20 protein-coding genes, 1 tRNA gene and 1 riboswitch are annotated in these 18,460 nt (G+C 46.4%); of the genes, 17 read left to right on the forward strand and 4 right to left on the reverse strand.

What is annotated here, in order from left to right:
- Positions 1-108: 108 nt before the first annotated feature.
- On the forward strand, positions 109-351 hold the full coding sequence (locus BLV50_RS00475; protein WP_024629252.1) for a ferredoxin: 243 nt from the start codon (positions 109-111) through the stop codon (positions 349-351).
- A gap of 222 nt (positions 352-573) precedes the next feature.
- Positions 574-1,962, forward strand: a complete 1,389-nt coding sequence (locus tag BLV50_RS00480; protein WP_218135354.1) for a L,D-transpeptidase — start codon at positions 574-576, stop codon at positions 1,960-1,962.
- A gap of 86 nt (positions 1,963-2,048) precedes the next feature.
- Here the strand turns inward: BLV50_RS00480 and BLV50_RS32620 are convergent, their stop codons facing one another.
- Positions 2,049-2,186 (reverse strand): hypothetical protein, encoded by a 138-nt coding sequence (locus BLV50_RS32620; protein ID WP_162842436.1) that lies wholly within the window; start codon positions 2,184-2,186, stop codon positions 2,049-2,051.
- Between the two features lie 255 nt (positions 2,187-2,441).
- Here BLV50_RS32620 and BLV50_RS00485 point away from each other — a divergent pair, with 255 nt between their 5' ends.
- From BLV50_RS00485 to BLV50_RS00495, 3 genes are all read left to right on the forward strand, one after another.
- Positions 2,442-3,539, forward strand: a complete 1,098-nt coding sequence (locus BLV50_RS00485; protein ID WP_090807414.1) for a quinone-dependent dihydroorotate dehydrogenase — start codon at positions 2,442-2,444, stop codon at positions 3,537-3,539.
- A 135-nt stretch (positions 3,540-3,674) separates the two neighbouring features.
- On the forward strand, positions 3,675-4,490 hold the full coding sequence (locus BLV50_RS00490) for a GTP diphosphokinase (protein ID WP_063564788.1): 816 nt from the start codon (positions 3,675-3,677) through the stop codon (positions 4,488-4,490).
- Positions 4,477-4,971, forward strand: coding sequence for a DUF309 domain-containing protein (locus BLV50_RS00495; protein ID WP_090805154.1), 495 nt, complete (start codon positions 4,477-4,479; stop codon positions 4,969-4,971). The genes BLV50_RS00490 and BLV50_RS00495 overlap by 14 nt, the downstream gene beginning before the upstream one ends.
- Before the next feature lie 212 nt (positions 4,972-5,183).
- Here the strand turns inward: BLV50_RS00495 and BLV50_RS00500 are convergent, their stop codons facing one another.
- The gene (locus BLV50_RS00500) at positions 5,184-5,732 is read right to left on the reverse strand and encodes a thioredoxin family protein (RefSeq protein WP_064639191.1); all 549 of its coding nucleotides are present in this window, start codon (positions 5,730-5,732) and stop codon (positions 5,184-5,186) included.
- A gap of 221 nt (positions 5,733-5,953) precedes the next feature.
- Between BLV50_RS00500 and BLV50_RS00505 the strand changes: the two genes are divergently transcribed.
- The 6 genes from BLV50_RS00505 (at position 5,954) to BLV50_RS00530 (ending at position 12,923) form a co-directional block, all read left to right on the forward strand.
- Positions 5,954-7,642: an RsmB/NOP family class I SAM-dependent RNA methyltransferase gene (locus tag BLV50_RS00505; RefSeq protein ID WP_090805158.1), complete on the forward strand. Its 1,689-nt coding sequence runs from the start codon at positions 5,954-5,956 to the stop codon at positions 7,640-7,642.
- Positions 7,639-8,385, forward strand: a complete 747-nt coding sequence (locus BLV50_RS00510; protein ID WP_090805163.1) for a pseudouridine synthase — start codon at positions 7,639-7,641, stop codon at positions 8,383-8,385. Before BLV50_RS00505 ends, BLV50_RS00510 begins: the two co-directional genes overlap by 4 nt.
- Positions 8,386-8,729: 344 nt before the next feature.
- Positions 8,730-9,533, forward strand: a complete 804-nt coding sequence (locus tag BLV50_RS00515; RefSeq protein ID WP_063564783.1) for a Cof-type HAD-IIB family hydrolase — start codon at positions 8,730-8,732, stop codon at positions 9,531-9,533.
- Between the two features lie 99 nt (positions 9,534-9,632).
- Positions 9,633-10,688: a hypothetical protein gene (locus BLV50_RS00520; RefSeq protein ID WP_063564782.1), complete on the forward strand. Its 1,056-nt coding sequence runs from the start codon at positions 9,633-9,635 to the stop codon at positions 10,686-10,688.
- A 101-nt stretch (positions 10,689-10,789) separates the two neighbouring features.
- Positions 10,790-11,344, forward strand: coding sequence for a GNAT family N-acetyltransferase (locus BLV50_RS00525; protein WP_072732310.1), 555 nt, complete (start codon positions 10,790-10,792; stop codon positions 11,342-11,344).
- A gap of 448 nt (positions 11,345-11,792) precedes the next feature.
- The gene (locus BLV50_RS00530; RefSeq protein ID WP_090805167.1) at positions 11,793-12,923 is read left to right on the forward strand and encodes a glycosyltransferase family 4 protein; all 1,131 of its coding nucleotides are present in this window, start codon (positions 11,793-11,795) and stop codon (positions 12,921-12,923) included.
- Positions 12,924-13,013: 90 nt separating this feature from the next.
- Here BLV50_RS00530 and BLV50_RS00535 read toward each other — a convergent pair whose 3' ends face one another.
- On the reverse strand, positions 13,014-14,072 hold the full coding sequence (locus BLV50_RS00535; RefSeq protein ID WP_063564779.1) for a YkvI family membrane protein: 1,059 nt from the start codon (positions 14,070-14,072) through the stop codon (positions 13,014-13,016).
- 204 nt (positions 14,073-14,276) lie between these two features.
- On the opposite strand from BLV50_RS00535, the gene BLV50_RS00540 reads away from it, so the two are divergent.
- The 4 genes from BLV50_RS00540 to BLV50_RS00555 all read left to right on the forward strand — a co-directional run bounded on the left by BLV50_RS00540 (position 14,277) and on the right by BLV50_RS00555 (position 16,075).
- A complete protein-coding gene (locus BLV50_RS00540) occupies positions 14,277-14,858 on the forward strand; it encodes a xanthine phosphoribosyltransferase (protein WP_063564778.1) in 582 nt (193 codons plus the stop codon).
- Between the two features lie 98 nt (positions 14,859-14,956).
- On the forward strand, positions 14,957-15,286 hold the full coding sequence (locus BLV50_RS00545; protein ID WP_024629266.1) for a hypothetical protein: 330 nt from the start codon (positions 14,957-14,959) through the stop codon (positions 15,284-15,286).
- A 123-nt stretch (positions 15,287-15,409) separates the two neighbouring features.
- A complete protein-coding gene (locus tag BLV50_RS00550; protein ID WP_063564777.1) occupies positions 15,410-15,628 on the forward strand; it encodes a hypothetical protein in 219 nt (72 codons plus the stop codon).
- A gap of 117 nt (positions 15,629-15,745) precedes the next feature.
- Positions 15,746-16,075 (forward strand): carboxymuconolactone decarboxylase family protein, encoded by a 330-nt coding sequence (locus tag BLV50_RS00555; RefSeq protein ID WP_062322073.1) that lies wholly within the window; start codon positions 15,746-15,748, stop codon positions 16,073-16,075.
- A gap of 104 nt (positions 16,076-16,179) precedes the next feature.
- Here BLV50_RS00555 and BLV50_RS00560 read toward each other — a convergent pair whose 3' ends face one another.
- On the reverse strand, positions 16,180-16,644 hold the full coding sequence (locus BLV50_RS00560) for a C40 family peptidase (RefSeq protein WP_063564776.1): 465 nt from the start codon (positions 16,642-16,644) through the stop codon (positions 16,180-16,182).
- A gap of 5 nt (positions 16,645-16,649) precedes the next feature.
- Positions 16,650-16,781, reverse strand: a riboswitch (cyclic di-AMP (ydaO/yuaA leader).
- Between the two features lie 413 nt (positions 16,782-17,194).
- Between BLV50_RS00560 and pelA the strand changes: the two genes are divergently transcribed.
- Positions 17,195-18,154: a pectate lyase gene (gene pelA, locus BLV50_RS00565; protein ID WP_090805171.1), complete on the forward strand. Its 960-nt coding sequence runs from the start codon at positions 17,195-17,197 to the stop codon at positions 18,152-18,154.
- A gap of 117 nt (positions 18,155-18,271) precedes the next feature.
- Positions 18,272-18,355: transfer RNA gene (locus BLV50_RS00570), tRNA-Leu, on the forward strand.
- Positions 18,356-18,460: the final 105 nt, after the last annotated feature.

Below are 18,460 nucleotides of genomic sequence, written 5' to 3' on the forward strand. Positions count from 1 at the left end.
TGGAGTCTTGAGGCTGTTAAAATTATTTGTAATAACTCTTACTTTGTATTAATATGTTTCTAGATAAAAATACTGTACGTTTTTGAATAATAGGAGGAGAGATTGGTAATGAGTAAATTTACTTGGGTAGAAAAAGATACATGTATTGCGTGCGGAGCGTGCGGAGCAACGGCGCCAGACATTTATGACTATGATGATGAAGGTTTGGCAGAAGTGATCTTCGATGGAGATGCCAACAAAGGGATCAAAGCAATTCCGGATGACTTGTTCGACGACATGCAGGATGCTTGCGACGGCTGCCCTACGGACTCCATTAAAGTTGCGGATGAACCTTTCAACAAAGAAGGTTAATTCCTTTCATATGAACATACAAGAGCACATTCTTCTGTCATTGGGACAGTCGAATGTGCTTTTTTTGTCGAATGTTGAGGCTTAGATCCGGGTACTCAAGTCCTATGGATTTCTTGTCATCATTTGCCGATATATATAGAAACGGAAAAAGGCGAAATGATGGAGGATCGGATGCAAAATACTCACCTACGAACATATGTAAAGAAACATCCTGATAATAAAATGGCCTGGTATTTACTTGGTAAGGAATATTTGGGTGAAGGGCAGGAAGCCAAGGCGAACTATTGTTTTCAACAGGCGGGTGAAGTCTACGAGGCTTTCGAGCGAAGCAAGGCACCGGCAGATATATGGGTGGATTATCAGGAGAAGCTGGTTGAGATGGCTGAGCAAAAGGAGAAAAAACATCGTGTTCGCAAGATGTGGCTTACCCTGCTTATGCTGCTTGTACTGGCAGGATTACCACCTGCAGACGCTCCTGGTTTCAATCGGGATGCAGCCGAGGCTTTGGCTTCAGCGTTGGAATCGACGGACGATTCCATGGATAGCGAATCAGGGAATAACCCGATGGAAGACTTGGCTCTTGTTGCAAAATCCAATGTGTTTACAGCTGGAGCATTCGGTGGAGGGGACCAGGGTGAGGCTGCACTTGCAGCTGCATGGTCAGGCTCTGGTGCGAAGGTACAGACATCGGCTGTGCTTGGAATGCAGGTCGCAGGTAACTGGACATTATGGAAGCGAAATATGGCGGTGAAATACATCGTTCAGACAAACAGCAGTGGCAAATTAACGGCACAGAGTTATGATGCCAAACAGTGTAACTGTGAACCGCCGGAAGTATTACCGGAGATCAAGCGTCTGGCACAAGCCTGGACAGCCAAACAGGAATCCGCGGCAGCTCTGTCGAGTGCAATGATTACATATAAAAAACAAAACGGTAGCTGGCCGAAAAGTGTGGCGCAACTTGCCAAGCCGTTTCCAAATAATATTCTGGGCGATACTGCACCTGGCATGACCCGGATGTTTCCGGCACTACTAGCCATGCATCAACAAGGGCAAATGGGAAAAGGGAAAAACACAGGTGAGGGAACACGTGAAGGTTCAGATTTGCCACAAGGCAAAAACGCTGCATTTGTGGATACGTTAGGCGGAAAGCCTTTTTTACAGGATCGGCTTGAAATCATCGTGGACAAGAGCAGACATAAGCTTGCGCTGATTAGTGGCGACACCATTATTCGGAATTACGAGGTGGGGCTTGGCGGAGATCGTACTCCAGAGGGTTCGTTTGTCATTTCAGACAAGGTTGTAAATCCAAATGGTCGCTCCAACGGCGAATTTGGAAGTAGGGGCATGCAGCTATCGGAGACGAATTATGCCATCCATGGGACCAACGAGCCAAACAGTATCGGGCTGGATGAATCCCTTGGATGTGTGAGAATGAGTACTGAAGATGTGGAAGAGCTATTTGCTCTTGCTCCTCAGGGAACTCCGGTACGCATCGGGAAAGATTTGCTGCCAGAGACAGCTATGGTTCCAGAAGCGAAGGATCGCTACCGGTACACACTTGTTCCCAAGCAAAATAATCCGAATAAAACGTATCATTGGTTGAATTAAACGATAAACCAAGTGATTCAGACCGAAGAAAACGTAAAATCCATGCTGGATTGGTATGTAGATGCAGAAACAGTCGGTTGAAGCATTTACAGGTTGGCGATAATAATAAGCGCACCAATGATAATGATCAGTCCACCGACGCTGGCTGCAGTCCAGATAATGGCTTTCCGGTTGACCTCATCTTTCTTTTGCTGCAAAGTAGGTGGTTTGCGTTTGGGAGCCATGGGCTGTTCCTCCTTCATGGAATAAGGCTATATAGATGTAGCCATGCTCCCATTGTAAAGAATTCAACTCGCCATTTCCAGTAGGCGGGTGGATTTCTTGTGAGCATTTTGCATAATACGATTCCTTCTGTCTATGCTCAAACTACTTTCCTTTTGAAGAAGAAACGGATAGACTTGTGTATAGAGTGTTTTTTTACATATGAAAAAGACGGAAAGCATTTTTACAGCGTACCGGACCAGAACGGAGTGAGTGATTTGTTATACAGAAGTCTTGCTAAACCCTTGTTGTTCAAAATGGACCCTGAGCAGGCCCATCATCTAATTATCGGCGGTCTCAGTGGAATGGGGAGTATTCGCCCGGTTCCTTCCGGTTTGCGTGTCATGTATGGCGTGCGTGAAACATCGGATCTGGCTGTGGATATGTTTGGATGTCATTTTCCTACACCTGTAGGACTTGCGGCTGGTTTGGACAAAAACGGACAGGCTGTAACGGGCTTTTCTTCCATCGGGTTTGGCTTCATGGAAGTGGGCACAGTCACACCGCTTGCACAGCCAGGTAACGACCAGCCACGGTTATTCCGCCTGCCTCCCGATGAGGCATTGGTGAACCGGATGGGCTTCAATAACCTTGGAGCCGAAGCGATGGCGGGTGAATTGGCACGCCTCACGGAGCGCCGTATTCCAGTGGCCGTAAATATAGGTAAAAATAAGGCGACATCGAATGAAGAAGCACATTTGGATTATGCAAAATGCATTCGAGCGCTATACGATTATGCGGACCTGTTTGTGGTGAATATCAGTTCACCAAATACACCGGATCTGCGTAATCTGCAACATGGGAATGAACTGAAGGAATTGCTTGCCGCTGTGATGAATGAGATGGAGACGCAGCGCAAGAGAGCGGGCGGTTCCGTTAAATCGGTACTGGTCAAAATCGCACCTGATGTGAATGACCAGGAGCTTCAATATATGGTAAGTACCATTGCAGATAGTGGAGTTGCCGGTATCATCGCAACGAATACAACGATCAGCCGCGAGGGTCTGTCTCATCAGCATGCTAAAGAGACAGGTGGACTAAGTGGCAAGCCGCTGCGTGATCGTTCCACGGAAATCATTCGCCAAATCTATCGCCAGACAGAAGGCAAACTGCCAATCATCGGATCGGGGGGCATTTTCACAAGCGAAGATGCTTACCAAAAGATTAAAGCAGGGGCCAGCCTGGTGGAAATATATACGGCATTGATCTATGAAGGACCTGAAGTGAACCGGCGCATTCATGCCGGACTGCGTGAATTGCTGCGCAAAGACGGTTACAGTCATATTTCGGAAGCTGTCGGTGCAGAGCATCGTTAAGCAATGTTTCGGAGTTCCCCGGATTGGAAATTAGAAGCGTGGAAGAGGGTAATGTCGTACGGGACTCTTCCCCCCGCTTAACATCATGTATAATGGATAAGAACAGGGGAAGCTATAGAGACAGGAGGCATAAGCATGGACGGTAGAGACTGGGGTACATTTTTACTTCCTTATGAACAAGCGGTAGAGGAATTGAAAGTTAAGTTTAAAACGATGCGGGCGGAGCTTAAGAAAAGGGAAGAATACGCCCCGATCGAATTCGTTACCGGTCGTGTCAAAAAAATATCCAGCATTCTGGAGAAATCCAGACGCCTGAATGTGCCGCTTGATCAGGTGGAAACAGGCATTGAGGATATTGCAGGTATCCGCATTATGTGCCAGTTTGTGGATGATATTCGGCGGGTAGCCGAGTATATTCGTGGACGTAAGGATTTGACGGTATTAATCGAGAAAGATTATATCACCAATTTCAAAGAGAGCGGCTACCGCAGTTTCCATATGATTATTGAGTATCCTGTTCAGACGGCTCTTGGGCAGAAGAATGTGCTGGCTGAGATTCAGATTCGGACGCTGGCGATGAACTTTTGGGCCACGATCGAGCACTCCCTTAGTTACAAGTTTCGGGAGAGTCTGCCGGATGATATGCGCGCACGATTGAAAAAGACGGCGGAAGCCGCTTTTGTACTCGATAATGAGATGTCGGCGATCCGTCTGCAAATTCTGGAGGCGCAAAAGGCCTTTGAGGATGACTCCAATATTGTATCAAGAACGCTGAGCATCATACATCAATTGTATTTCTACCACCTCGTGAACGAAGCGATAGAGGCACAAAAGCGCTTCAATGACTGCTGGGAGCGTCATGATATGGAAGGGTTAAAAGACCTTCTGGATGATGTAAAAGCACTTCTGAATGCGGCTAGAAAGGGCGAAAACCCGGATGAGCAGCTATGAGCCGCTGTATGTTGACTATCTGATCTACTTCAATCGCGATCAGGACTACTTTGAATGCCATGAGGTATTGGAAGAACTGTGGCTTGAACGGGATCGGGATTCTCTGTACAAAGGATTGCTGCAGATTGCAGTGGGGCTGTATCATTTCAGGAATGATAACCTTCGCGGAGGACGCATGATGTTACAGAGTTCGGTAGATCTGTTAAAGTCATATCCGGAAACTTCGCGAGGTATTGCCCTTGGACCGTTGGTGCAGGAAGTACAGGAGCTGGTTCATGGACTTTCGGGTCCTGAGCCGCAGAAGTTTCCTTACAGAGACTTGCATATTCAGATTCAGGATGAGGTACTGGTGCAGGAGGTTCGAGAACGTGCTCTTGAATTGAAGCCTAATATTCCCCAACGCCGAAGTCCTACACGTGGACGAATCTATGAAGAGAAGATGAAAGCATTGCAGCAGGAGCAGAACTTGCAGAGTGAGTAAGCTTGTAATAGAAAGACATCATTCACTTTATCATTAACATGTTCTCAGACATATGATCTATAGAAAACACCCCGACCGTTCCTCTAGAGGAATTGGCCGGGGTGTTCGATATTAAAGGACATCATTAAAGGTTGGAATGATTCCAGAGCTTGTCCATGAAAAGGACAATATAATCCATGCGGGTCCATCAAATCCGCGAAGGGAATATACGATTAGCTTGCCGATGGAGTGGCACTGCCTTTATATTTCTCGAAAAATTGCTTGTAGTCATCCAGTGTATAACCGTTGGCACTGCCATTTTCCTGCAGCCCGCCAACCATGCGGTCTTTCTCAACACCATCCTGATAATATACCAGAGTTGGTGTGTACTCAATGTTATAATCGGTCCAACCGGAATCGAATTCACGCAGATTGAACTGAGGCAGTTGAATCCCTTCCTCATCGACCAGTGGCATCAACTGAGGTGTTGTCGCACGGCAGTGCGAGCAGTCGGAGGCGAAGAAATATACAAAGAAGCTGTCTTTGTTATCAATTCTGGCTTTCAGATCATCAGGCAAAATAATTTGTTGGTAGTTCGGATCGTCCAGCAATTCGCGTGTTGCGGGATTAAGCTTGGAGGCGGCGATGCCATAAGCATTCCCCACGGCGTCCATTTGTTTCTTGGATTGCTGGTTCACCAGGACGAGTGCTGCAATCAAAACAACGAAAATACCCAGGAAAATAAGGATCGCAGCGCTTTTCTTTTTCTTCTTGGATTTCATTAAGACATCCCCCATCGATCATATCGAAATATAGTTTTGGCAAAAATACGGGATGGGATAATATGCATAAACACCCGAATTTTTGCACATCAATCAATCTACTTGCCATTATACTACATTACACGCTGTAGTGGAATATGTATGAAGCAATAGGAAAGCATTGCCCAGATATGATAACATAGAACTATATGCAATTTTAACAAGACAGGATGAGTGGGATTATGGCTGTACAGCTGCCTTCGATATTTGCCGAGCGAATGAAAAGCTTGTTAGGCGATGAATTTGAACAATTTATGAAATCTTATGAGCAGTCGCCACATGCGGGGCTGAGAGTGAATACGTTAAAAATATCGCTGGAACAATTCAAGGAAATTGCTCCAATTGATATGCGACCCATTCCGTGGTGCGGAACGGGTTTTTATGTGCCTCATGGAGTTAAGCCGGGGTTACACCCTTATTATCATGCGGGTTTGTATTATATCCAGGAACCAAGCGCCATGGCCCCAGTTGAATTATTGGATGTGAAACCCGGGGAACGTGTGCTGGATCTATGTGCGGCTCCTGGCGGGAAAACAACCCAGATCGCTGCCAAGCTTCAGGGGAAAGGTGTGCTCGTTACGAATGATATCCATGCGGAACGTACGAAAGCCCTCGCCAAAAACGTGGAATTGTATGGAATACGCAATGCCGTTGTATTGAATGAATCACCGGAACGGATTGCGAATGCATTTTCTCATTATTTTGATAAAGTGTTAATCGATGCGCCTTGTTCGGGTGAGGGTATGTTCCGTAAAGATGAGGACATGGTGAAATCTTGGGAAAATCATTCGGTAGAAAAATGTGTGCTGATGCAGCGCGATATTCTGGAGACTGCGGCCAAACTGCTTGCTCCAGGGGGTACCATCGTATATTCCACATGTACATTTGCACCTGAGGAAAATGAAGCCATGATAGCGGAATTCCTGAACATCAATCCTGATTTTGTGGTGAATGACATCCCGGAAAGTGCAGGATTTGCGCCAGGACGTCCGGAATGGGTGCGGCAGATGTTGCCCGAAAAAGCAGAAGAGACGGAATCTGTGCTGGACCAAACGCGCGGCACTGCGAGGTTGTGGCCTCATCTCTTGGAGGGGGAGGGACATTATGTTGCTGTATTGCAGCATCGTGCGGAATCTCTTATCGAAGAAGACGGAAATCAAGAAGAGGGCAGCGTTTTACAAAATGGACAGGCAGTGGGCGCAGATTTCACCGAACCAACTGAATTGGTAGAACCATTTATCCGTGTATCTGCACCAATCAGTAAAGAAGAGCGGAAACGGGAACGTCTAATGAGAACCGAATCTAGAGAACGCGATGATAAGCATACTCGTGGTGGTAAGGCTCAGGGAAAACAGGGCAAAGGAAACGAACGTGGTGGTCGCAAAAACGAACGGGCTCAGGGACGAGGAACCGACCAGGCAAATGTCGATCCAGGAACGGTGTATGCTCAATTTGTACAAGAAAATCTGGAAATCGAGCTTGCTGGAGAAACGGTGTATTACGGCGATCGAGTGTATCAATCTTCAGTGGGTGCTGCCCGTCTGGAAGGGCTCAAGGTTATACGGCCAGGGTGGTTTATGGGTACCGTCAAGAATGGGCGATTTGTGCCCTCCCATCCGCTTGCATGCGCTTTGAATGCAGCTGAAGCCCAGAGATCCGTTAATTTATCTTCGGTAGACGGTGAAGCGGTAAGGTATCTCAAAGGAGAGACGTTGAACATCGAAGAAGCAAGAGTTGAACGTCAAGCAGATACGGCGGCCAAAGGTTATGTGTTGGTGTGTGTGGACGGATTTGCGGCTGGCTGGGGGAAATGGCTGGATGGTGTACTGAAAAATGAGTATCCGGCAGGCTGGAGGTGGACATCGGTATGAGTGGAAAAGGCAAACAAACGCTGCGTCTGGATAAAATATTGAGCCACATGGGTGTGGGGTCACGAAGTGAACTCAAAAAGATGGTGAAACAGGGCAGAATCCGTGTGGACGGTAAACCGGTGAAAGACAGCGGTGTGCAGGTTAATCCAGACGTAAACGTAATTGAAGCTGACGGAGTGCGGATTGTGTATCGTGAAATGATCTACCTGATGCTTCACAAACCACCTGGCGTGGTGTCGGCAACCGAAGATAATCGGGATAAAACGGTGATTGATCTGCTGCGTAAAGAGGAGCGTGTCTTCGATCTGTTCCCTGTGGGACGGCTCGACAAAGATACCGAAGGCTTGCTCATTCTAACGAATGATGGGCCACTTGCCCATGATCTGTTGTCCCCGCGCAAACATGTGCCCAAGACGTATGAAGCCCGTGTGCTGGGAAATGTTGAAGAAGAAGATATTGAAAAATTCAAAGCCGGCATTCAGCTGGATGATGGATATGAGACGTTGCCTGCGGAACTGACTGTGCTGGATCGTGAGGAAACGGAAGAGGGCGTGTTTTCTTCCATTTCATTGATCATTCATGAGGGCAAGTTCCACCAGGTGAAGAGAATGTTCCAGGCTGTTGGCAAACGTGTGGTTTATCTGAAACGTGTTGCCATGGGTGACCTGGAGCTGGATGCCAATCTTGAAATTGGCAGTTATCGCGAATTAACCGCTGACGAGTTAGAACGTTTGCGGAAGTAATAGTTCCCTACTTCGCGAAGCGAAGCAAGGAGTCTGGGCAGTATACGAAGCCTTGCCCACCGCGCCAAAGGTGCGTCAGCTCCCGTCCTTCGCGAAGCGGAGCAGAGAGCCGGGCAGAAGGCGAAGCCCTGCCCGTAATGGTCCCGCTTGAGCTTGGGCGGGGCCGCCGCTGTCAAGCGGCAGACCCGGCAACCAAGCGCTCCCACACCGACCGTCACATAGCAAGATCGAAACCGCCGCCGGTAAACGAGACGGGAGTCCAGAGGGCAGAGCCCTCTGGGGCCCTCCCTCGGAAGGGAGGGTTTGGGTGGGTGCGACTCTTTTACAGATAAGGAATGAAGACAATGACAATTAAATTAATCGCACTGGATGTCGATGGAACGCTGCTTAATGATCATCATGAACTTACCGAATTGACGCAAGAGACCTTAATTCGTGCTTCCCGTCAGGGAGCTGAGATTGTTCTGTGTTCAGGCAGAGGTCCTGCGAACACGATCCCGTTTATGGAGCAGATGGGACTTGACGGATATGTCATTACACATAATGGGGCAGTAACTGCACAGGTTCAGACTCGTGAAGTGGTGCACCATTTTGCCATGGATGGACAGGGGCTGGAGCCTTTTATATCTTACTGCCGTGCGCAAGGTGTACATTTTGACATCAACACGGCGTTTGGACTCTATGTGGATCAGCCCGAAGGTTTGGAGTTACAGGTACGCGAAATGTATCAAAACTTCATGGCAGAGCCATTAAAGCTGCCGCAATGGGCGGATATGACAGAGCCGCTTGCGAAATTCACAGCGTTTGGACCCATCGAGCAGATGAATGCGGTGCAACAGGAGTGGTCGACCTGGAATCTTCCATATTATATGACGCGTAGCGGTGATTTTTTCATTGATCTTATGCATCCAGAAGCCTCCAAAGGTGCAGCTCTAAAAAGACTGGCCGAAGCAAAAGGAATTCTTCCTTCCGAGATCATGGCGGTAGGTAACTACTACAATGACATCACCATGTTGACCTTTGCAGGCAAAGGGGTTGCGATGGACAATTCCCCGGAAGAAGTCAAGGCAGCTGCGGATGAGGTTACACTTTCGAACAACGATCAGGGTGTGGCCCACGCTATCCAAAAATATGTGTTGTCCGTCTAATAGTTCGCTCTTAAAATCTGAATAGCGTTGTATCTTATAAACTGTCGCTCTCAAGGGTAACCTAATAGAATAACGTTAGGAACCGAGGAGGACAGGTGCATGGAACTGAAAGTAGAGCTGATTCCTGATCTTCGAACATCAGGTGGCGAAGTACAGGATATTATGGTGGGCGGTCAATATATGGGTTCGCTGCTGCTTGTGTTCAGGGAAGGAGATCGGGTATCCGGCAGCCTTCAGATTGAGCAGAATTCGCTACCTGACGAGACAGAACAATATATTGTGGAGCAGGTGCACGAATATATTCGTTCTCTCGCGGATGCGGTAAGTGCTGCTGAGTATGAAGTGCTTGTAAGCTGCGGTACATTGTATTCTGTGTTACAGAAGCCAGAGTCTCAAACGGATATGTTCAATCAGTCGTCACGGTCTGAAGATAGCTACAGTCACGATGGACAGAATGATCGGGCTGGTGTAAATGAAGTACACGTAATTCCTGGCTCACAAGCCGAATCATTTACATATGAAGACCCGGAACATTTGCTTGAAATGGAGCTGGTAAGCGCCGGACGCAGCATATCTACCTATGTATTTAATGACGCCAATGGACAGGAACTGGCTGAAGCCTCTCTGAAACAATATGGCGCTGATGTGCAGGGTGAGATCCATTGGTATGATGAACCGGCAGAGAATTATCAGGATGCGGCTGCCGAGCTGCTGGTACGAGAGCTGGATGAAGAAATCATCGATACAATTACGATCCGCATGTGGCATCAAGGGCAGGAGATGGAATCGGCGGAATGGGTGCACCGGGATTTTGCGGATGAGGATGAGATAGAGTCTGAAGAAGATCTCGAAGAGATTGAAGCAGCTGAAGAAGCCTGTTATGTAATGTTGGTGCGCAAAGATCGGGAGTTTCGGGTATATGAACTGTTTCTACAAGAACGCGGAGGGTTACCTGTAGGTACAGCAACGATTGATACCTCAGAAGCGGATTTGTCAGGCTATATTGATTATCAGGTACCCGGCACAAGTGTTCAGCGAAAGAGTCTGGTTGAAGTTCTGATGCGAGAGCTGGACAAAGAGCTTGAGTTTGATACATTACATCTCACGATGTTATACCGAAATCAAATTATTGATGAAGCGAAGATTGAAGGGTAAGAGGCACAGCCTCTTGCCTTTTTTGTTTTCTTTTTGACGAACAAGCCATTTCCCGGTATAGTACCATTAGTTTAAGAGAGACCTGGAAGTGGAGGAGAATCATGAAGCACTCATTCAGTATCACAACAGACTACATTAATGATGAATTTAAGGCATTGCAGGCTCAGCCGGAAGACACGGAGGATGTGATGTCCCTGCTCATGGAAACAGCCGAGTGGTTGCGGAGCCAGGGCTCTTCTCAATGGAATGCGTTGTTAAAAGGTGAGGATTCTCATAATACGGCGGAGGCCATTCAGCGTGGCGACGTATTTGTATTTAAAAAGGGTTCTGACGTAGCTGGCATGGTTATTTTGATGAGCCAGCCAAGTGCATGGGATGTGCATTTATGGGGAAGCAAAGCGCATGCCGGGGATGGTGCACTTTATCTGCACCGATTAGCCATCCGCAGAAAGTACGCCCAGAGTGGATTGGGAAGGGCGATTTTGCAATGGTCCAGCAGCGGGATACAGTTTGAGGACAAACATATTGTCCGATTGGATTGCGGAGCCGAGAACGCGACATTGAACGCATTCTATGGGCGTAACGACTATACCTTTGTGGGAGAGACAGACGGCTTCAGTACGTACGAGAAGGCGGTCACACACTTGTCTGTATAAACGCTGTATTCAAACATAAGAAGTACATTCAAAAAGCCGGGGGCTACCATTGCTCACTGGCTTTCATTTGTATGTCGGCAAAAGAGGCTTAACTTTCAAAATCATACATCCGCTTCTTAGCCGAGCATCTTCTGAATATGTTGTATATACGACTCCGAAGTGAGGGCGTACGCTCAAACAAGATGAATAAGATAACGTATAGTAGAATAAAGGCAGACAGAGAGCGATGATTTCCATTGGAATTGCCCCCAGTACCTAACAGTACTCGTAATATCGTCAGCGTCAGATGCAACATGGTACAATTGATATTGAAATGAATTCTATTATTCGGCTGTAAATGAGCGAGTGATAAGAAATCTCATTTTGTACCTTTACTGAACATATGTTCTGATATATCATGATTGAAGATGTAATGAAAAGATTTATGCTAGAAAGGGGGAAACTAACGGTGAGATTGCTGCAGGCGCTTTTCTTTCCTCCGGAGCAGCCCGGAGGTGTATCCTCTATGATTCCGTATATGCAAGAGAGGTTTACAACCCCGAGGTGGGAGATGGATCTGTTCTCGTTGCCTAAGCGAATTCGCAACAAGGGCAGGGAAGATATCCAGTTTGAGACGTTCGATTGGACCCAATATCAGGATAGTCCTATCGTGCAAAAATATATGCAAACCTACCGGGATTATTTGTGGTGGACCAAGCTGCGTATTCAGAAGCCTTACGATCTGATTCATGCCCATCATCCTATTGCGGGGCTTGCAATGAAGAAGGTTTTCCCGGATGTTCCTCTCATTCAAACGATCCACTCCAGTTATGAGCGAGAGCTGATACTGAATGGAAGAATTGAGCCGAACGGACCGGAGCATCAATTCCTGCTGGCCATCTATGGTGAGCTGGAGCACCAGGCGGAGCGGTTGTTAACGGTATCGGATTCTTTCCGTCGTTATCTGGCGCCTTATGTACAGCATCCCGATGTTATCGGTGTGATTCCGAATGGTTTTGATGAGAAAAGGTTTAAGCCAATTCCCCATGAGAACGCGATACCACAGCTGGTCACCGTATGCCGTCTGGTTCCGGCGAAAGGGCTGGATATTCTGTTCAAAGCCTGCGCCGAACTGAAAGCCCGGGGACATGATTATGTGCTTCATATTATTGGGGACGGACCGATCCGTCCAGACTTGGAAGAATTGGCCCAGCGGCTGGGCATTTATAATGAGACTATTTTTTATGGTTACACGCTGCACCCTGAGGAATTCATGCCATTTTTTGATATCTTTGTACTTCCTTCGCGGGCGGAGGCGTTCGGGTCTGTTTTCGCGGAAGCAGCGCTTAGCTGTCTTGCCCTTGTAGGTACAGATGTTGGCGGCATACCCGAACAGATCGAGAACGGCAGTAACGGCTTGCTGGTGCCTTCAGAAGATCCGTCTGCACTGGCAGAAGCGCTGGAGAAGGTGATGGTTGACCCGGCGTACCGTTATGAGCTCGCTCGTTCGGCATGCGAGAAGGCCAAAACCCATTACTCTTTGGGCAGATCGGTCAATGAACTGAAAAAAATGTATTTGCAATTCTCGAGCCAGTTTTAACTTCTGGAAAGGGAAAAGAAGGAAGCCGCTGTGTGAACAGCGGCTTTTTTTATGTTTAGGGAAATGATACTTCGCAACAAAAATACGTTGTTATAGGTGTTTGTTACGACCTCGAAAGCTTCCCCATCGATCCATTACTAATTTTGCACCCCAGACCAGTGCCAAACTGCCGAAAATGGGGTAAAGGATAGAGAGCAGGGAGCTGAACCCAAACTGGCTAAGCGAATAACATAGCAGCATGATGGCCAGTATGATTAGTTTGGGATGTACGTGGACATGCTGTCTGAGTTGGAGGGTCATTCCATAAATATCGGCTACAAATGTACTGAAGATTTCCATAAAAATCAGGGATACATAGATAGACTGGACTACCCATCCAAGTTGAAAGGCAATGCTGCCCATTGGAATTTCAAATTGCGTGATGCCAGGCATCTGGGCTGACATGGCGAAGTGGGCTGCCATAAGCATGAATCCTACACCAATCCCGCCCAGAACGCCGCCCCATTTCAGTACCTTTCGGCTGCGAATCTGATTCCCCACCGGAACAAGAACAGCTTGGGCAAGTGCCAGGTTGAATGAAGTATACAACAGAGGAGATAACCAGACCTGGATTGGATTGCTGTCCGTGGTTAATGTAATAAATCGGTTTGCGCCGGGATGATGTATGGTGCTGGTGATCATAAGCAGAGAGAGCAGGAGCATCATTGGCACTACGATACTGTTCATTTGCAGAATAGCCTGAATGCCCCGTCCAAGCAGCAGATATGTACCGATAAGGGTAACAATCAGTCCGGTCTGGTAATGAAGCCCCAGATGCTCTACAAAGACCGACCCTGCTCCGGCCAGCATGACACTGTTTACTCCGATGAGAATAAGAAGGGTAACCCAGGTAATCCAGTTTCCTGCTTTATGACCGAATAGATGCTTGTTGAGATCTTCGTATGAGCGCGAGCCGGTATCATGGGCAATCAGCATCATTTTTGTACCTAACCAGACAAAGAGCATGGTCGATAAGCCAATGGTAATGGTGGCCCATTTGCCATACTGGGTAAAAAACTGCAATATCTCCTGTCCTGTTGCAAAGCCGGCTCCTACTACCGTTCCAATGTATGTAAATGCGATCTGCAGCACCCGAAATGCCTGTTTCATGCGTTTCCCCTCTCAGGCCCCTGAATAGTTTGGACATGCGGGTGCCATGGTACAAGGTATGCTTGACCCATCAAAGTCATGACAATTGAAGTGTGACATAGGGTCATTTCTATGCTCTGGACAAGAGCAAAGGCAATTTCGCTTGAACTGATAGCCGGATCTATGATACTTTTACGTCATAGGATAGGCTTGGGAGGTCAAATTATGGAAGTATTGAAACAACGAATTTTACAAGAAGGTGTAGTCATGTCAGATCAGGTGCTGAAGCTGGATGGTCTGCTGAATCACCAGATTGATCCTGCATTGACGATGGAAATGGGACGTGAATTTGCCGCTCGTTTTCGTGAAAGTGGTGTAACTCGGGTCATTACAGTGGAGTCTTCCGGGATTCCGGTCGCCTTTGCTGCCGCACATGAACTGGGTGTTCCGCTGGTATTTGCCCGTCGCAAAAAAACACTTTTGGCTGACCCCGACGCCTACTGTGAAAGAGTACCTTCTTTTACCAAAGGAATCGTAACGGATATTATGGTGTCGCGTGAATATATTCATGAGAATGACCGTATTTTGTTTATTGACGATATCATTGCGAATGGTGATGCCGCTCGTGGTGTCATCAAAATTATCGAACGTTCGGGTGCGGAACTGGTTGGATTCGGTGTCGTGGTCGAAAAATGTTTTCAGGCCGGAGCGCGCACTATTCGTGAGCAGGGTATCCCGGTTGAAGCGTTGGTGCGCATTCGTTCACTGAACGATGGCACCGTGCAATTTGACGATAACGAATTGTGACTTTTTAAAGGAAAAAGTGCCTATTTTTATAACAATGCCTTTGCATGACCGCTGATTTCATTTATAATGGGGTTATGTTAGGGAGAGGAGGCAACACCATGGGTAACCAACCGGCAACAGAACAATTTTTTATTGATAAGCTGGCGGAATCGAAAGTACATTTTGAGCGTGCCCTGGATTGTAAACATACGGAATTCGATGACCTTTATCCCTATATGATTGAACATCCTCAATTTTTCTGGTACAAACGCTACGTTGCCTGGTCAGAATTGCTGACGATTGTAGGCTTGTGCGAAGAGTTGTCCTTCTCTTGGAAAGAACAATTTACACCGCATCAAGTGGAGTACCTTGAAGAACGTGTGATGTCCGCCAAAGTGCTTGATTTTTGGTTTGAGAAGAACGACAGCAAAGAGCACGCGCAGCGGTAACTTTCAGTCGGGACATACTTTCGAATGACATGACAGTCCAATACAGTCACGTGAGACCTAAATGACTTTTCATTTAGGTCTCTTTTTGTAAATAATTTTTTTGGGAAAGTAGGCGCCATAAATATGATCAGTGATGCACAATTGGATGCACTGCGTTTATCGGGTGAAAAAGTAAGGGTAGTACGGGACGAGATTCAGTCCAATGATGTGACAGGTATTGTAGTGGCTTGGGACGGGGAGCAGGTACTCATTCGCCGTCAGAATCGGCGTGTGGTCAAGCTTGATCGGAATTACCGATATCAATTGTTCAGCGAACCACGCGAGAGCCTGCTCGAAGAATAGGACATGCCTATTTAGGTTCATTTACCATGGATGTTTTGGCATAATTACACCTCTCGGGAGAGAAGATAGGTACAGTGAGAGCTTGTAACATATCAGCCGAGAGGATGTGCGGTAACCATGACACTGATGAATGATAAGGTTCATGCCTATAAAGATCAGATTGGTGAATTAAGCGATGTGCTACCAGCAGTGGTGAAGTCTTATCATGAGTTCACTGGAGAATGCTTTCAGGCAGGGGCGATTGATGCCAAGACCAAACAGCTGATTGCGCTGGGTATTGGACTGTTTGCGAACAATGAGGTATGTACGTTTTACCATGTGGAAGAGGCACGTGCCAAAGGAGCGACCGATCAGGAGATTATGGAGACGGTTGCTGTGGCTGGAGCGGTAGGTGGAGGCCATGCGCTGTCTCAGGGTGCAATGAGAGTACAGAAGGCTTTACATTAAGTATAGAAGTCTACAGCACACCGAATTTGTAAACAAAAGCCCCAAACAAAGAGGAGGTCCCGGATTCACCCGGAGCCTCCTCTTTGCGCTATATCAAATCAAACTTATATTTTGCCCAGCATTTTGTTATACATAAATTGTCCTGTTACCCGGCGTGCTGTTACGTAACGATCATTGAAGTAAGGATTGGATAATTGTGTGATGCTGACACCCTTGCTGCTTGAAGCATGAGCGAACTGTCCGCCCCCGATATATACACCTGTATGTGAAATGCCATTGCCCATCGTATTAAAGAATACCATGTCACCAGTACGCAGATTAGCTTTGGATACCGGAGTTCCGGCCTTAGCTTGTTGCTGGGAAGTGCGTGGTAATTCAATGCTATATTTGTTGAAAATATATCTCATAAATCCAGAGCAATCAAATCCGGCCATTGTTGTGCCGCCCCATTTGTAAGGTATGCCTGTCATGTTGTTAACGACGCTGTTGATACTGCTTGCCTCTGTGCTTGCTGCACCGGATGTAAATAAAACTGCTGCTCCAAAAATGGAGATGATAAGCTTTTTCAAAATTTTTGTTCTCCCTTCGATGCCTACGGAGTTAGCTAAGGGTTCGGTAGAAGGTTCCCTATATTTCCTATGTATAAGAATAATTCACCCAAAATGGTTCCCCCGTTTTCAAACATGAAACTCGGCAAATGAATAATTAAGTTTTTGTAACCTTTTGAAACTATATTGCATAAATGCGAAAATGTCAAACCGATTTTGAACACTTCTTATCATCTCAATGTTAACGGAATTATCGCTATTTATGTAGAAATAACTCGAATATTGGGTTTTAATAGATGACAAAAAAGTAACTACTGTTTCAAATGGAGAAAAATTGGATAATTTATTGGCTTTCCCACATTTCGATTAGACGATACCTAAAGGTTAAGACAAAGAATTTGTTACATATTGTTGCAATTATTGACAAAATTCATTGTTTTGCATAGAATTCTTTTTGTATAATCCACTTATTGGATGAAAAGAAATAGTTTGAGTTTAAAAACAAATATAAGGAGGGGAGACGCTCAAGGAAAACAGTTTGCAGAAAATGAATTGGGGAGTGTTCTAAACGATGTTGAAGGCACAAGCAAGGTTTGCATCTTTGGTAATGGCATGTACAATGATTTTCTCTGTTGTCGGAATGGTATTTCAGCCTGCTGCTAAGGTATCTGCTGCAGACGCATCTGGAACGACAGCAAGTATCTCAGATATTTTGAAGAATCAACGTCCTGACGGGGGATGGAAGAAGGATTACAAAGAAACAAGTGGTGAGTGGGCCAAATCTACGATTGATAATAAAGCTACATACTCAGAAATTAGAAGATTAGCCAAGGAATTTAAAAAGACAAATGATCCGCGATATTCGGCTGCTGCCATCAAAGGAATCAACTTTTTGTTAAATATGCAGTACTCCAATGGAGGATGGCCACAAGTATACCAGAGCTCAGGCTATCACAAACACATTACCTTCAACGACGATGCCATGATTAATGTCATGTACATGCTGGATGAAGTAGGTGCACGTAAAGGTGATTTCTCATTCATCGACAGCTCTCTTGCGGATCGCAGTAAAAAATCAGTTGCCAAAGGTGTAGATGCTATTCTCAATACACAGGTTGTAGCAAATGGTAAACTGACTGCATGGGGACAGCAGCATGATTCCAGCTCCCTAAAACCTGCAGGAGCAAGGATTTATGAAGTGCCTTCTCTAAGTGCTGGAGAGAGCAGTACGATTGTAAAGTTTTTGAAAACAAGACCGTCGAACTCGAAAATTAAGGCTTCCATTCAAGCGGCAGAAGCCTGGTTCAACAACGTGAAAATTACAGGATACAAGTATGTCAGAGAAAACGGAGATAGCAAACTCGTAGCTGATTCAGGTGCAGCGCCAATATGGGCACGTTTTTACGAAATTGGAACGGATAAACCGATCTTCGTAGGACGTGATGGGGTTTTGAAATACAAACTCAGCGATATCGATAAGGAAAGAAGAGGTGGGTATGCCTGGTATGGCAACTGGCCTTCAAAGATATAATTTATAAAAAGCTTTATCATTGAAACCGAAATTATATTTTTTTGTTGACACTAATTACCTGCACATGATATATTATCTCTTGTCGCCGCGATATAATTTCTCGGAGATAAGACATACGCGGTCGTGGCGGAATTGGCAGACGCGCACGGTTCAGGTCCGTGTGGGCTAACCCCCGTGGAGGTTCGAGTCCTCTCGACCGCATCATATGTAACACGAAAAAGGTTCCTAGAATGGCATTGCTGCCACTCTCGGAACCTTTTTTATTTGTTTACAGATTTTGATCTTTGCTTTTCCTGATTCTTTTCA

This window comes from Paenibacillus sp. 276b, from assembly GCF_900107875.1.
Classification (GTDB): Bacteria; Bacillota; Bacilli; order Paenibacillales; family Paenibacillaceae; genus Paenibacillus; species Paenibacillus marchantiae.